The sequence below is a fragment of the Pseudomonas sp. J380 genome, from assembly GCF_009827115.1.
GTDB classification, from domain to species: domain Bacteria; phylum Pseudomonadota; class Gammaproteobacteria; order Pseudomonadales; family Pseudomonadaceae; genus Aquipseudomonas; species Aquipseudomonas paracarnis.
Genome location: NZ_CP043060.1, coordinates 4,521,766 through 4,536,684, shown reverse-complemented (window position 1 = coordinate 4,536,684; position 14,919 = coordinate 4,521,766). Strand labels below are relative to the sequence as shown.

The 14,919-nt window shown below is 52.5% G+C and carries 10 protein-coding genes and 1 pseudogene; 5 read left to right on the top strand and 6 right to left on the bottom strand.

Features of this window, described 5'->3' with window-relative positions; genetic code table 11:
• Positions 1-29: 29 nt before the first annotated feature.
• Both FXO12_RS20475 and FXO12_RS29095 read right to left on the bottom strand, forming a co-directional pair.
• Positions 30-563, bottom strand: coding sequence for a hypothetical protein (locus tag FXO12_RS20475; RefSeq protein WP_160049736.1), 534 nt, complete (start codon positions 561-563; stop codon positions 30-32).
• A gap of 173 nt (positions 564-736) precedes the next feature.
• Positions 737-865 (bottom strand): hypothetical protein, encoded by a 129-nt coding sequence (locus FXO12_RS29095; protein WP_256214295.1) that lies wholly within the window; start codon positions 863-865, stop codon positions 737-739.
• Positions 866-1,603: 738 nt separating this feature from the next.
• On the opposite strand from FXO12_RS29095, the pseudogene FXO12_RS29450 reads away from it, so the two are divergent.
• From FXO12_RS29450 to FXO12_RS20465, 3 genes and pseudogenes are all read left to right on the top strand, one after another.
• Positions 1,604-2,389 (top strand): annotated as a pseudogene (locus FXO12_RS29450) (MCP four helix bundle domain-containing protein); the annotation flags it as partial.
• A 42-nt stretch (positions 2,390-2,431) separates the two neighbouring features.
• Positions 2,432-3,295, top strand: coding sequence for a methyl-accepting chemotaxis protein (locus tag FXO12_RS29445; protein ID WP_372241998.1), 864 nt, complete (start codon positions 2,432-2,434; stop codon positions 3,293-3,295).
• Between the two features lie 280 nt (positions 3,296-3,575).
• Positions 3,576-4,853: a DUF2254 domain-containing protein gene (locus FXO12_RS20465; protein ID WP_160049734.1), complete on the top strand. Its 1,278-nt coding sequence runs from the start codon at positions 3,576-3,578 to the stop codon at positions 4,851-4,853.
• A 2-nt stretch (positions 4,854-4,855) separates the two neighbouring features.
• On the opposite strand, the gene FXO12_RS20460 is transcribed toward FXO12_RS20465, so the two are convergent.
• The gene (locus FXO12_RS20460) at positions 4,856-6,178 is read right to left on the bottom strand and encodes a chloride channel protein (RefSeq protein ID WP_160049733.1); all 1,323 of its coding nucleotides are present in this window, start codon (positions 6,176-6,178) and stop codon (positions 4,856-4,858) included.
• A 135-nt stretch (positions 6,179-6,313) separates the two neighbouring features.
• On the bottom strand, positions 6,314-7,768 hold the full coding sequence (locus FXO12_RS20455) for a TrkH family potassium uptake protein (RefSeq protein ID WP_160049732.1): 1,455 nt from the start codon (positions 7,766-7,768) through the stop codon (positions 6,314-6,316).
• Positions 7,769-8,107: 339 nt separating this feature from the next.
• On the opposite strand from FXO12_RS20455, the gene FXO12_RS20450 reads away from it, so the two are divergent.
• Positions 8,108-9,775: a BCCT family transporter gene (locus FXO12_RS20450; RefSeq protein WP_096143190.1), complete on the top strand. Its 1,668-nt coding sequence runs from the start codon at positions 8,108-8,110 to the stop codon at positions 9,773-9,775.
• A gap of 116 nt (positions 9,776-9,891) precedes the next feature.
• Here the strand turns inward: FXO12_RS20450 and FXO12_RS20445 are convergent, their stop codons facing one another.
• Together FXO12_RS20445 and FXO12_RS20440 are read right to left on the bottom strand one after the other, a co-directional pair.
• Positions 9,892-10,611, bottom strand: a complete 720-nt coding sequence (locus FXO12_RS20445) for a 3'-5' exonuclease (protein ID WP_372241954.1) — start codon at positions 10,609-10,611, stop codon at positions 9,892-9,894.
• Positions 10,608-12,488: a DUF294 nucleotidyltransferase-like domain-containing protein gene (locus tag FXO12_RS20440; protein WP_160049731.1), complete on the bottom strand. Its 1,881-nt coding sequence runs from the start codon at positions 12,486-12,488 to the stop codon at positions 10,608-10,610. The genes FXO12_RS20445 and FXO12_RS20440 overlap by 4 nt, the downstream gene beginning before the upstream one ends.
• Positions 12,489-13,427: 939 nt before the next feature.
• On the opposite strand from FXO12_RS20440, the gene FXO12_RS20435 reads away from it, so the two are divergent.
• Positions 13,428-14,915: a SulP family inorganic anion transporter gene (locus FXO12_RS20435; protein WP_125970787.1), complete on the top strand. Its 1,488-nt coding sequence runs from the start codon at positions 13,428-13,430 to the stop codon at positions 14,913-14,915.
• The last annotated feature ends 4 nt before the right edge of the window (positions 14,916-14,919 follow it).

Genomic DNA, 14,919 nt, shown 5'->3' with positions numbered 1-14,919 from the left:
TCAGAGCAACGTACCACCAGCGTTCAATTCTAGGAGGGTAGTTGACTCTCGGATTCGCTGGCCTCATGGCGAGCCCAGCGCAACGCAGCTATCGACATGAATTGCCTAATCGCCAGCGCTCCCCTTTCATTTCTAGCTTTGGAGCCTGGCAAGGTCAAAGCTGCCTCAACCTTGGCACGGCTAGCTTCGTACATTGCAAATGCGTTGAACTCAGAATCAAGCAGCACCAAGAGCACAATATCGAAGGGTTGTCGTAGATCAATTGCACCCATACGGCCCGTAATCTTTTGCGAGTTCAGGATACATCGCCCCTTGATCTGGATTCTCGCGACGCCATCTTCCAGCGTCTCTGTAGCGTCGTAACCTGCCTGCCTTGCAGGATGTAGTAACAGGCCGAGTCTAGTAGCAGCTTCGTACTCTGCGACCTCACCGGTGACGCCCAGCGGCTTGCCGGTTAGGCAATAGAATCTGCGCGCTAGCACCTTGGCGTCTTTCAGAATCTCTAGGATTTCCTCCTGAATCAATGCCGCCTGCAGGGGCACGTTGCAATTGGGTTCAGTCATCCGCGAATGCTTCCAAGGCAGCGAGTAGGCTCGCTAGCTCAGTAAGGTTTCCAATGATGTACTCATAGAACGCATAGCAAATGTCAAAAATCGAAATCACAGACTATGTATTCATTCTCTTGAAAGCTCCAATGACAGAAGCCACCATTAGAGTAGCTTCTGTCAGCGAAAACCTATTTTTTTGAAGACTTGCTAGGTTTCAAGTCGGGATTATTTCCTTGCGTGTCTTTATTGTCACGACGACGCTTATCAACTTCGCCGGTTGATTTGGCAATCGGTTTTGGGCCTGGTTTAAGCGCCATAAAATCTCTCCTTGATGTTAATATTATTTTAGTTGCTGCAGGATCATCCTATTGGTACTGAAGAATACTTTCAATAGGTAAGAGATGCTTGATTTTAGCTATGTGAAAAATTGAATTAGGCTTGACTCATTTACTGGAAATCTAACGGCATGTAACGTGTTGATTTTACGTTCATTGGTGCCATCTTGCAGGTAGCACTGTACCTCCAGAATCATTCGAGCATCGCCAGGGCGCACCGGGCTGCTACCCAGCCCTGAGCGTCGTGTAACTCTGCTTCATCAGGTCTTTGCGTATCGCCTAGCTAGGCCAGCTCGCCGGAGAACTCCCTTCCCCCATCGACCACTAACTTCATCCAAAACATTCATCTCCTTGCCAGCCGTCACATGCTGTGACTGAACGAATAGGTCATCGGTGAATTCTCCAAGCTGTCGCAGATCCATCAGCAGAACCTCCTTGCTGTACTTGAAGCCCGGTCGCAACAGACAATTGAGAGCCCGCAATGTACCTCCTACCAGACCTTGATTGTCCATACTCGGGCTACCTTCGTGATATGAATCAAACCTCAACTAAAAGCATTGTTGCGACTTTGGCTAAAATCAAAAAAACCAGAAGTGCGAATCATTATTAAAAATAATACAAATAGAGTTCGAGTTGAAATTTACAAGACTATCAATCGACGCAACCTGTAACAAATAAGATTCAATAATAGAGCCTGTCTGCCGATAGATCTTCTGATCAATGGCACGCCTCAAGGTTAACCAGATCTACCCCCACTTAAGAGGAAATGCTATGACTTGGTTCCTGAATCTACGCCTTGCGGCAAAGCTGTCGGTTTCATTTTTGATATGTGCACTGATAACTGTTGCGATTGGGTTGGTTGGGATGAATGGCAACTCCCGGCTGGGCGATATGATTTCGTCAGTATTTAGCAACAACATTACCTCAATTAATAAAGTTAACGAGGCGCTTCAGCAAATAATTTATCACAATAGAGATCTTTATCTTTTGCTTTCACAAAAAGCGGGCAATGCTCCTGAGAGTGAATTGGCCGCGACTCAAAAATCTATATCTGATCGCCAGGCAGCTGTCGAAAAGTCATTCGCCACTTATCGCAGCACTCCACAACGCGAAGACGAGAAGGCTTTGAGTGATAAGTTCGATATTGACTGGCCTTCATATATCAAAGCAGGCGAGAAATATATCAACCTTGTACGAGCTGGCGACCTGCCTCAAGCAAGGCTGGCCCTGGCGGGTGATGTAACCGAAAAATATAGTGCTGCTGAGAAAGAAATGTTAGGAATCATCGCATCCAATAATGACCAAGCCGATGATCAGCAGATAGCTAGTGAAAGCTTGATTCAGAGTTCAAGGATTACGCTGCTTTTGGGTATGGTGATTGCTTTCGTTCTGGCAATGGGCCTAGGCCTTCTGATCACGCGCCTTATCACGCGACCACTGGCGTATGCCGTCTCGGCTGCTGAACGCGTTGCAGGTGGAGATCTTACGCAGCGTATTGAGCCGGGTAGCCAGGACGAAACGGGGCAATTGCTGTCTTCGTTGGCTGAAATGCAGACGAGCCTTCGGAATACTATTCAAAATATATCGAGCGCCTCAGATCAGCTGGCTTCCGCTGCAGAAGAGTTGAGTGTGGTCACCGACGAAAGCACACGTGGCCTCACTCAACAAAACAGCGAAATTGAACAGGCTGCTACCGCCGTAAACGAAATGACAGCAGCCGTCGACGAGGTGGCTCGTAACGCTGTTTCTACCGCAGAAATATCGCAACGTACCAATCAGAACGCGATCTCGGGCAAGAGCAAGGTTGGAGAAGCGGTTCTGGCAATTGAGGACATGGTTGGCGAAATCAATTCGTCGAGCTCGCAAGTTCAGGAGCTCGCTCATCAGACGAAAGAAATCAGCAAGGTGCTTGAAGTTATTAGGTCGATTGCTGATCAAACCAACCTCCTGGCTTTGAATGCGGCCATTGAAGCTGCTCGAGCAGGCGAACAAGGTCGTGGCTTTGCAGTGGTGGCTGACGAGGTTAGAGCTTTGGCTCATCGCACCCAGTCCTCTACTATCGAAATTGAGGGGATGATTAACACCGCGCAAACAAGCGCGACCTCGGTAGTGGAAACCATGAGCAAGAGTCAGCTCCAGGCAAATAACACACGTCAGCTTGCGCAGGCCGCAGGCGTCGCACTTGAATCGATCACTGAGGGTGTAGCTGCAATCACAGAGCGCAATCTGGTAATCGCAAGCGCGTCAGAAGAACAGGCACAGGTTGCTCGTGAGGTAGATCGTAACCTCGTCAACATTCAAAGCTTGTCAGCTCAAACTGCTACAGGAGCACATCAGACAAATGCATCAAGCCACGAGCTCTCAAGGCTTGCAGTATCCTTCAACCAGTTGGTAGCCAAATTTAAGCTTTAGATCCCACAGAAAAGTGCGCTTTTGCTGGCGCACTTTTCATCTTACGCTAAGCACGCACGGGATAACCCGGCGTTCTGAAACGGCCATTACCTGAACAAGCAACGTAAACCCCTTCTTCGTCTCGCTGCAATGAGACGTGCAGGTGACGCTCGCAATCGCAGCAATACGCATACCTGTGAGATGCTTCATCTCTAGCCAGGATGTAACCAGTTTCAAATTTCCGAATAAAACTTCTGCCCTGCTCGAGACGTCCACTGACGTAGTCACTGAAGGATTGCACATGATTGCTCGTTGGCGTTGGGTAACGAATCAACTCACCAAACGGCTGTGGTTCAGAGCCTCCCTATTCTCCCTTCTAGGGGTGGCCACGGCCCTGCTCGCTGTTGTATTCAAAGACTTCATTCCGGAGTCATTGCCAGCGCGCATCGGCGCAGATGCCGTAGACAAAATTCTGGGGATCATTGCCTCCAGCATGCTGGCCGTCACAACATTCTCGTTGAGCACAATGGTCACCGCTTATGGGGCCGCGAGCAGCGGAGTGACACCGCGCGCCACCACCTTGGTAATGGAAGACACGACGACCCAAAATGCCCTTGCCACGTTTATAGGCTCATTCCTGTTTAGCCTGGTGGGGATCATCGCGTTGAGCACGGGTGCTTATGGCACGCAAGGTCGGGTGTTGCTGTTCGCAGTGACGATAATTGTGGTGATCTTGATCGTTTACACCCTCTTGCGCTGGATCGACCACCTGTCAAAACTCGGACGGGTGGGAGAAACCATCGACCGCGTCGAGAAGGCTGCGATAACGGCAATCACTCAACGAGTTCAGTGGCCATACTTAGGCGGTTCAGCTTACCCGACCGATCTTTCGCTACCTCCTGGCGCAATCACGGTCAAAAGTGAGCTAACAGGCTATGTGCAACATATTGATGTGAGCGCACTTGGAGCCATCGCGCAGGACGATCAAATACAGATTTATCTGGAGGTGCTTCCGGGGACATTTGTGCACGAAGGAATGCCACTGCTCCACATTGTGAGCTTGGGCAACACGAGGGGCGGTGATACCGATACTACAAGAGAGAAGGTTCTAGCGACCCTGACCTTCGGCGTCCGTCGAACCTTTGAAAATGATCCACGCTTCGGACTTTGTGTGCTCTCGGAAATCGCTTCTCGCGCCTTATCGCCTGCGGTGAACGACCCAGGGACAGCCATTGATGTCATTGGCCGGGGAGTGAGAACTTTAACTTGCTGGAGCAAGCCTAACGTGTCGGGCTCGCATACAGACCAAGGCTGTAAACAGATCTTTCTCCGAGGGTTGACGGTTGATGATCTGTTCGATGATTTCTTTGCTCCGATCAGTAGGGACGGCGCAGCTTTGCTGGAAGTTAACGTGCGTCTGTTGAAAGCCCTCATCAGTCTCGCTGAAATAAACCCAGCGATCTTTAAAGATGCCTGCTACAGGCACGTGGATCTTCTGATCACTCGTGCAGAGACCACCTTAGCGCTGCAGCATGAGAAGGATCAACTGAGCTCACTGGCTAGAACGATCACGCGGTAAGCTTATTGAGTTGGATTCTTCGGCTTAGTGGCCGCTTCTGCGTTTTCGAGAAAGCCTCGCGCCAATTGCTGATACAACTCAGGCCCCATTCTTGAGCTGACAGCCTTGGCGATCAAAGCTACCGCCATGAGACTGATCACCATACTGTGGCTATCAATCATCTCCATAACAATGATTGCGGAGGTGATTGGCGACTGAGTAACGGCAGCCAGAAAACCAACCATGCAGAGTGCAATAGTGGGCTGAGCGGCCAAGTGAAATAGCTCTGCGGTATTGGCACCGACTGCGGCTCCTACAGCGAGCGAGGGCGCGAAAATACCTCCTGGAATACCAGAGAAGTAGGTCACTACGGTCGCTAAGAAGCGAGTAATGGGGGCGTGCCATGGCAGGACTACATCGGATGCGATGACCTGAGAAGTAATGCCGTACCCACTACCGAACGACATTCCGCCGCTCAACCAACCTAAGATCGCGACGACCAATCCACAGATGCCGGCAAACCACACTGGGTGCAGGCGCCGCCATTGCCAGATGATGAAGTGTGGATGCCGCTGCGGCCATAACAACATTCGGCTGAATAAACCACCCAATAGCCCACACCCAATTCCTATTACTAATGCCGGGACGACTATGTCGAGGCTTATGTCCTGAATGCCGAAATGACCGAAATAGTTGTAGTTTCCCTGCAAGGCGATAGCAACCATCCCAGAGAGGATTATGGTGCTAAGAAGAACGCCGCTGGTGCGGGTCTCCAGCTTGCGTCCCAGTTCTTCTACAGCGAATGCGATCCCTGCCAGGGGCGTATTGAATGCTGCCGCAATACCCGCTGCACCTCCCGCCAGAATGAGATCCTCGCTGCGTACGATTCGCGCATTGGGCAGGAAACGGTGAAAGAAGTGCATGATGGATGCGGCAACCTGAACTGAGGGGCCCTCACGCCCCACCGAAAAGCCACCCGTCAGCGCCAGAGTGCCAAGGCTTATCTTGGCGAAAGCAATACGCAGTGAAACCAATTTATTAATGGGCTTACCTTGACGGGCAAGGCGCGTTGCTGCGATCACCTGCGGAATCCCGCTGCCTTGCGCACCCACGAAAAAGCGCGTTGTCAGCCAAACTACGAGCATGCCGATCAGTGGGGTGTAAATAAAAGGCAGCCATGCTCGCTCAGCGGTCTGTTGCGCAAACTGCGCCAGGGCTATATCGGCTAGCCTTGCAAAAGCCACCACCAGCAGCCCGGCAATGGTTGCTGCAATCCATAGCGTTACCCTGGTGCGCCAGCGCATGGAGGCGAAGCCTCGGCGTAACAGCATTATCGGCTTGATCACCCGAGGGGCTCCCCTTGAAGTCGCTGTATTGACCGCAAGACTAACCAAATAAGCAGCTTGTTCCAAACAGCTTTGGCGGGGCGGCTCGACAGGCTTTGTTTGCGCCCATGGGTATTCACCTATCCATTGAGAGGACTAATACCTCCAAAAAACCGGCGTGATGAGTACCAGCACCGTGAGTATCTCCAACCGTCCCAGCAGCATGCCGATGGTGAGCAACCATTTTGCTGCGTCAGGTAATGATGAGAAGTTACCAGCGGGCCCGATGATTGTGCCCAAGCCTGGCCCCACGTTGCACACTGCAGTAGCAGCGCCGCTCAATGCTGTCGTCCAATCTAGCCCGATCAGAGAGAGTCCTAGGGCGATCACTGCAATGGTGATGGTGAAGAAGAATGAGAAGGTCAAAAGCGACCGTAAGATCTCTTCGTCAACCGGATGGCCGTTGTACTTTTTCCGAATCACCGCACGAGGGTGGATCAACTGCTTCAGGCTACTCACTAATAGAGCACCAGCAACCTGGAAACGGAAAATTTTAAGGCCTCCAGCTGTTGAGCCTGAACACCCACCGACGAAGGTCAGATAGAAAAAAAGCAAGACCGCGAAGCTGCCCCACAAGGTGTAATCGCCTACAGCAACTCCTGTGGTTGTGACGACCGAGGTCACATTGACGGCCACGATACGAAAGGCATCCCACCATCCGTAGTCGCTGTGAAAACACAGCCATGTCCCCACCGCTAGCCAAGTAACAATCAGGAAACCAATAAACCCGCGTACCTGGTGATCCTTGAGCAGCGCACGTCGATTGCCGCGCAATGTCGCGACATAGAGGGTAAACGGCAGGCTGCCCAGAATCATGATGACCACGGCTATCCAGTGAATCGCTGGCTGCGTCCAATGCCCAAGCGAGGCGTCCGAAGTAGAGAATCCACCAGTAGAGATCAACGACATGGCGTGGTTGACCGCTTCAAACGCCGTCATCCCAGCGATCCAAAGTGCTAATGCCCCGGCGCCAGTCAGCCCCAAATAAAGAAAGAGAATGTACTTGGCTGCCACATGTGAACGCGGCGTTACTTTCTCCGACCAGTCTGAAGACTCTGTCTGGAAGAGGCGCATGCCACCCACTCGCAGCAGTGGAAGGATCGCCACTGCCATGCCGATGAAGCCGATACCACCTAGCCAGTGCAGCATCGAGCGCCAGATCAACAATCCAGGTGAAGCGGTATCCAAACCACTCAAGACAGTTGAGCCCGTGGTTGTAATGCCGGACATCGTTTCAAAAAAAGCGTCGGTGTAACTGATGTTGCTGATGAACACCATCGGCAGCGCCGCGAAGGTACACACCACAACCCAACTACCGGTCGTCAGCAGGTACATATCCCTAGGACGAAGCAGGGCATGATCTGGGGGGCCTCGCACTATCAACAGGAGACCACTGATGAAGGTAATCAAGCTCGACCAGAGGAAGGCCGACAGGTCATCGCTACGCTCATAGGCAACCAGCGTGATCATGGGTATAGCCATGCTCACAGCCAGCGTGATTAAAAAGATACCTAAGATGAAGCCGACAAGCCTGAGTACAGCGGAGGACATGAGGTTAGCCTGCCAAAATCACCGCCGCGAAGTATCCGATGGCTAAGATTCAATGCGTGTAAATTTTGCGTAAAAAAATCGCGACCTCACTGAAAAGGGACGGCAGTATGCCGCCAGAATCACAAGGGCATATCGGCTTTTTATTAACATAACCGTATGCGCATCCTTTGATTGTCAGGGCAAAACGGAGCCCTGCTTTCGTGGCGCTGATTCAAGCGGCGTTCACCAGAAGTTTGGAAAGCTTGTTAGGATAGGATTCTTATATCTCGTTTTTACCATAGGAACAGCGGGGCTAACGGCCATTGCACGTTATAGCGTGCCACAACCAAGGAGGCTCTCATGGGCCGATCACCTGGCGATGATCTACCGGAAAAACCTCATCAAACCAGTGAGGATGGCATTCCTGCTCCTAGCGGAGCTGCCAATCTAATCGACACCGACTATGTCATCGGGCAAGACAATATCAAGGGCGAGTTTTCGTTCTCCCTCGATATTCACGGCAAAGTCTTCATCATCTCATCCGCCACGATCTTGCTATTCGTGATTATGACGCTCGCACTTCAGAATGAGGTTGAGCCGCTGTTTAGCGCTATTCGAAATTGGTTAACTGGCAATCTCGCCTGGTTGTTCATGAGCATCGCGAACATATTTGTGGTGCTCTGCATCGCGCTAATTTTCTCCCCGCTGGGAAAGGTTCGCTTGGGAGGTAGAGATGCCAAACCAGACCATAGCTATGTGGGCTGGTTCTCCATGCTTTTCGCTGCGGGAATGGGCATCGGCTTGATGTTCTACGGCGTGGCCGAACCCATGTCGCATTATCAGGCATCCATGGGCGGTGTGACCCTCGATGCAAGTGGTGCGCGCACTGACTGGGCACCGTTAGGGGGAGCAGCGGGCGATGCTAAGGCATCCGCCGACTTGGCAATGGCTGCCACTATCTTCCACTGGGGGCTCCATCCCTGGGCGATATACGCAATTGTTGCTTTATCCCTGGCGCTGTTCTCTTACAACAAAGGCTTACCACTCTCTATACGGTCGATCTTCTATCCATTGCTAGGCGAGCGCGTCTGGGGATGGCCAGGGCACATGATCGATATCTTGGCGGTGTTTGCCACCTTATTTGGACTGGCGACCTCCTTAGGGATAGGAGCAGAGCAGGCAGCAGCAGGGATTGAATACCTCTTCGGTATTAAGTCCACGAATCTAAGCAAGGTAGTGCTAATCGTTGGTATCACCTTAATTGCGCTCTGGTCGGTACTCGCTGGCTTGGACAAGGGCGTCAAGATGCTATCTCAGATCAATATGGGCCTCGCATTGCTACTGCTAGTGTTCATCATTGTTGTTGGGCCCACCTTGGCGATCTTCACTGGGTTCTTTAAAAATCTGGTGACGTATGCTGAGTACCTTCCAGCGCTTTCCAATCCTTTTGGACGCACGGACGCTGAGTTCACTCAAGGCTGGACTGCATTTTATTGGGCATGGTGGATTAGCTGGTCTCCCTTCGTGGGGATGTTCATTGCGCGCGTCAGCCGTGGCCGAACGGTCAGAGAGTTTCTGATCTCGGTGTTGCTAGTACCTACTGTGGTGTCGGTATTATGGATGACGACTTTTGGTGGTACTGCCATTGACCAGGCGACAGTACAAAACTTGGTTGGCGTAAAGGATGCCGTGCTGGAGCTGAAGCTGTTCGCCATGCTAGGAGAGCTGCCCCTCAAGGAAATTACTTCGTTCTTGGGCATTGTTCTCGTCATCGTGTTTTTCATCACCTCTTCGGACTCTGGTTCCTTGGTCATTGACACTATTACAGCAGGGGGCAAGGTCGATGCGCCCGTTCCGCAACGTGTGTTTTGGGCTGTCATCGAGGGAGTGATTGCCATTGCGCTGTTGTTGGGCGGCGGCCTTGTGGCACTGCAGGCCATGGCGGTATCTACGGGCCTGCCTTTCGCACTCGTATTGGCGCTGGGTTGCGTATCCCTTGTTAAAGGACTGATGTCCGAGCCCCGCTAGCGGCTATGAGGAAAGCGACTGCTGGAACCATGGAGATCTTCTGACAGATTGTTGAGGCTCCTGAGGAGCCTCCTATCCGAGGCATGTCGAGCGACCGCGCTCAGAGCGCAGAGCATTCAGTCCCATAGCGCACCAATTGGTGTCTCAGGTGAATAGTGGGTAGCTATCTGCGCTTGTAGCAGCTCAGCGGTCGCGAGGGCATCGGTTAACGCATGATGCCCTTGATAGGCTGGAAGGTTATAGCGCGCGCGGCTGTCGGCCAAACGTATGGATGTCTGCGGGCGGCGCATTAGCCTGGCAATCCAACTTTGCTTTTGCCGATGCATCCTGGCCTCCAATTGCATAGTGTCCACAACTGGAAAACTCAGGCCTTCTCCGAGGTGCCTATGCAGTGCTGCATCAAGGAACTCACGCTCGATATTGCGGTAATGGACGACAATCACTTTGCCAGCCATGGCCTGCAGAAGTGGCTCCAGAACTTCAGGCAGCGAGGGAGCATTCAAAATCTCCGCGTGGGTAATGTGGTGGAAGGTGACTGACTTTTCACTCAGTTCTGATGATGGGTTTAGCACCCAATACGCGGCCTTGCTGCAATAGATGCGCTTTAAGGTGAATGGCACCAAACCAATGCTGACAATACTGTGATCCTGCGCATTGAGTCCGGTTGTCTCCATATCCATCGCAAGAAATTGCACGCTTTCAATCAGGGTGTGTGGTGAGACGACGCCGGCCTGATAAAACGTACTCAAGCAAGAATTAGCCGCCTTCTGCTCCAATGTCCGGAACATGGCTGTCCAGTTCGGCGGGTAATCCGGTTCCACCTTAAACCCATTCATTTTGACGTACGGCCCTTTGGCGGGTAGCGGAAGCGCAAAAAATTCTGGCCGTTACTCAAGACCTGGAAGGCCTCTTTGAGATTGTGTCGCTCGCTATTAGAAAAGCGTTCAGGCTCGACATAATTATTGGGCGTTTCTCCCTGCTCGAGCGCCTCTACCTGATGCCGGATCCGCACCATGGAGAGGAACTCCAGCGCATAGCGCAGGTGCTTAAGTGCTTCGGGCGGCATGATATTAGCGCTAGTGATTGCATCGATACGATCAAACGAGTTCTGCGCGGTACTGCCGCAAGCTAGCGAATGGATGCGAATGAGGTCAGTGAGCGGTGCGGTACCTCGACCTTTGAGATTGATGATTCTCTTCTGTTGCCCATCTGTCTCGACGACAAAGGTACGAAAAAATCCCAGGGGGGGTGTCCGGTTGAGCGCAATCCTTGCCATGGCGTTGAGAAATCCGGGATGTAGACTGGATTTTTGAGCACACAGGACTTTGAGTTCTTGCACCAGCGAGAGCTGGCCAAATACGCCATCCAGATCGAAAAAGATGCAGCTGTTGAGTAAGGTTGTCGGGTTTGGCTTCTCGATCCACTGATCAAAATAGCTGCGCCAAACCTTCAAAGGCTGGCGCCATTGATCGTTCGTCGCCATGACGCCGCCCTTACAGTAGCTGTACCCACACGCGGCGAGGCCATCGCACACAAACGATGCAAGGCTGCGGAAATATGCGTCATGCGAGGAGGGATCGAATCGATCATCTAGCACCAAGGCGTTATCTTGATCGCTTATCAGCAGTTGCTCATCGCGCGCCATGGAGCCCAGTACCATGAAGCAATAAGGTACTGGTGGAGGGCCAAGTTTTTTTTCCGCAAGCTCCAGCAGGCGTTGCGTGAAAGCCCTGCCGATTCCAGAGATAGCGCTGCCGATCATGTGCGCGGTCGCGCCATCTCGCACCATGCGGATGTACGTTCCTCGTAGGTCTCGTAAGAGCGACTTTAAGCCGTCGACTGACGTCTGGTTAGATATTCTGTTGACCAGGTACAAGCTACTGTGGGACTCGTACCGAATAATATCTGACAGGTTAATTACGCCAATTGGGCGGCCCTGGTTGAGAACCGGCAGGTGATGGATATTGCGGCGTAGCATGACAAGCATGGCCTCAAAACCTGAATCATCAGCATTTATGGTCACTGGATCTGTAGTCATAACGGCGCTGATGGGCGTTTCGCCGGCATTCCTTCCGGCAGCGACGACCCGCGTGCGAAGATCTCTGTCGGTCACAATGCCCTGGGTGTCCCCTGCCTGCAGTCCCGCTGGCGACATGACCACGACACAAGCAACGCGTTGTTCGGTCATTAGTCTTGCAGCCTCGAGAACGGTGGTATCCGACGTAACCCATACTAACGAGCGTGACAGCAAGGCTCGGCATTTGAGCTGGATCAGTTCGCTCGACCGCCCTTGTGCCTCGACGGCAGACTTGAGCCTGGAGTGCCCTTCAGCTTCAACGAAATCCGCAAAGGCGTCATGCTGTGCGCATAGATCGGCAAAGACGTCGGCGGGGATGTAGTAAATCAGGCTGTCTTCAAGTGCTCTCGCAGGAAAGCGGACTTTGTTGCTGCGTAAAAGCCCTGCCTGGCCAAAGATATCGCCTTCGACAAGCCGGTTGTAGAGTTCACCGTTGCGTCGATAAATCTCCACTGCTCCGCTGCGCACATAGTGCAAATCCTGGATCACTGCACCCGCTTCCAGGATGTCGCTGCCAGCCTTGAAGTAACGCACATCAACTCGCCGTGCCATTGCATCTACCGTCTCTCTGGGCAACTGATCAAACGGGGCGAATCGATAAAGATGGTCGCTGATCTCCTGCATCTCGGCTTGCATGGAACCTCGGTGTGCTTGAAGGAAAAGATCGCCAAAAGGCGTACGTTGAAAGTTGCTAATCGCCCGAAAAGCCTATCAGATGCTTCCTATCGGATTATAAGATTCAGATATTCAAGTCGAGTGGGTAGTTAGCAATTGTTGCAAAACATGCCTTTTATACGATCTTGACGACGATGGGCTCCCCCTCATCCAGCAGTAACATCACTGTGCTTTCTACCATATGGCACTACACTCAGTGTTCTTGGTAGAGCGGATGCAATCCTAAAAATAATGTCACAATGACATCAATAACGATGTTAAATCCGAACCACCTAATGGGCATGCCGATCTATGACTGACGCCGAGGAATGTCGTTTCCAATCCCATAAGCTGTTGCTGGAACTCGATGCAGCTACAACTATGTTAATGATGCTTGTCTCGGCGCGTCAGTCAGAAGGCTCAGAGTGGCTCCTCGCCGTCCGTCGCCATAAACTGGCTTACGAGGCGTGGGTAGAATTTCTTAGCGCGCCAGCGACTGATCCAATGTCGCTTTTGGATCGGAGGACGGCAGGAGGCCTGGGGACGTTGGCTGACAGCCAGTGCTGACACTCAAAAACGTGCTCTCTGACGAGCTTTGTCTTCAGACTCAACATATGAAAAGCGGAGAGGCGGGTCGCAATCGACACCAGTTCCCCTGTATGCTGTCTACGTTTCTTACACCCTGAGCTACAGGAACATCAGCATGACTGTACTCCCAACGATCTACTGGCAGCCTACGCCGCCTTAGCGCTACGCCCCCTCGCAACATCCTGCTTCCGCTAGCCTCGCTCGCGGGTGCGCACTGCTGTAGGCCTGGTTTTACACCTTAAGCACACAGCAAAAAATCCTCAAAATTTGAATTTGTATCGATTCGCTCGCCGTTCCCTTGGCGTGCGCGATGCTTTGCCTTGGATATTTTCTATGCTGCAAAAACTTAGACAAACGTGGTTTTCCAATGTCCGTGGCGACGTGCTCGCGGGGTTAGTGGTCGCACTCGCGCTTATCCCTGAAGCCATTGCCTTTTCCATCATCGCCGGTGTAGACCCCAAAGTCGGTCTCTACGCCTCATTCTGTATCTGTGCTGTCATCGCCTTTGTCGGTGGGCGCCCCGGAATGATCTCGGCGGCTACCGGCGCCATGGCACTGCTCATGGTTACGTTGGTTAAAGAGCACGGACTTCAGTATTTGCTGGCCGCGACCCTTCTATGTGGCGTACTTCAAATCCTTGCCGGCTACCTGAAGCTTGGCTCGTTGATGCGGTTCGTTTCACGGTCGGTAGTCACCGGTTTCGTAAACGCATTGGCGATCCTGATTTTCATGGCGCAGTTGCCGGAACTTACGAATGTCACCTGGCGCGTCTACGCCATGACGGCAGCGGGCCTCGGGATCATCTACCTGTTCCCATACGTACCGAAGATCGGCAAGCTGATTCCGTCACCGTTGGTGTGCATCCTGACGCTGACTGCCGTCGCCATTTACCTCGGTTTGGATATCCGCACCGTCGGTGACATGGGCCAACTGCCGGATACGTTGCCGATTTTCCTTTGGCCCGAAGTGCCGCTGAACTTTGAAACCCTGCGCATCATTTTCCCGTACTCGGCTGCCTTGGCCGTAGTGGGTCTACTCGAGTCAATGATGACCGCGACCATCGTCGACGACCTTACCGATACCACCAGCAACAAAAACCGCGAGTGCAAAGGCCAGGGTGTGGCCAACATCGCTGCCGGCATGCTTGGCGGCATGGCAGGTTGCGCCATGATCGGCCAGTCGATCATCAACGTGAAATCTGGTGGCCGCACCCGTCTCTCGACATTGTGTGCCGGCGTTTTCCTGCTGCTGATGGTGGTATTTCTTGGCGAATGGCTCTCCAGAATCCCTATGGCGGCACTCGTGGCTGTGATGATCATGGTGTCCATCGGCACCTTTAGCTGGGATTCTTTGCGTAATCTGAAAGAGCATCCGCTGTCGACCAACCTTGTCATGGTGGCGACCGTCGTGGTCGTCGTGGCTACTCACAACCTGGCCTACGGCGTACTGGTAGGTGTGCTGCTGGCTTCGCTGTTTTTTGCCAATAAGGTTGGGCACTACCTGGATATCAAGAGCACTCTGGAAGAGACGGAATCGCATCGGACGTACCACGTCGTGGGCCAGGTGTTCTTTAGCTCTGCGGACAAGTTCACTGAAGTTTTTGACTTCAAGGAAGCTCTCAACAAAGTCACCATCGATCTCACACAGGCGCATTTCTGGGATATCACCGCCGTCGCAGCCCTAGATAAGGTCGTGATCAAGTTCCGACGTGAAGGGGCTGAGGTTGAAGTGCTAGGTCTCAATGATGCCAGCGCAACAATCGTTGACCGCTTCGGCGTTCATGACAAACCCGGTGCCATCGACAAGCTCATGAGCCACTAAGGAG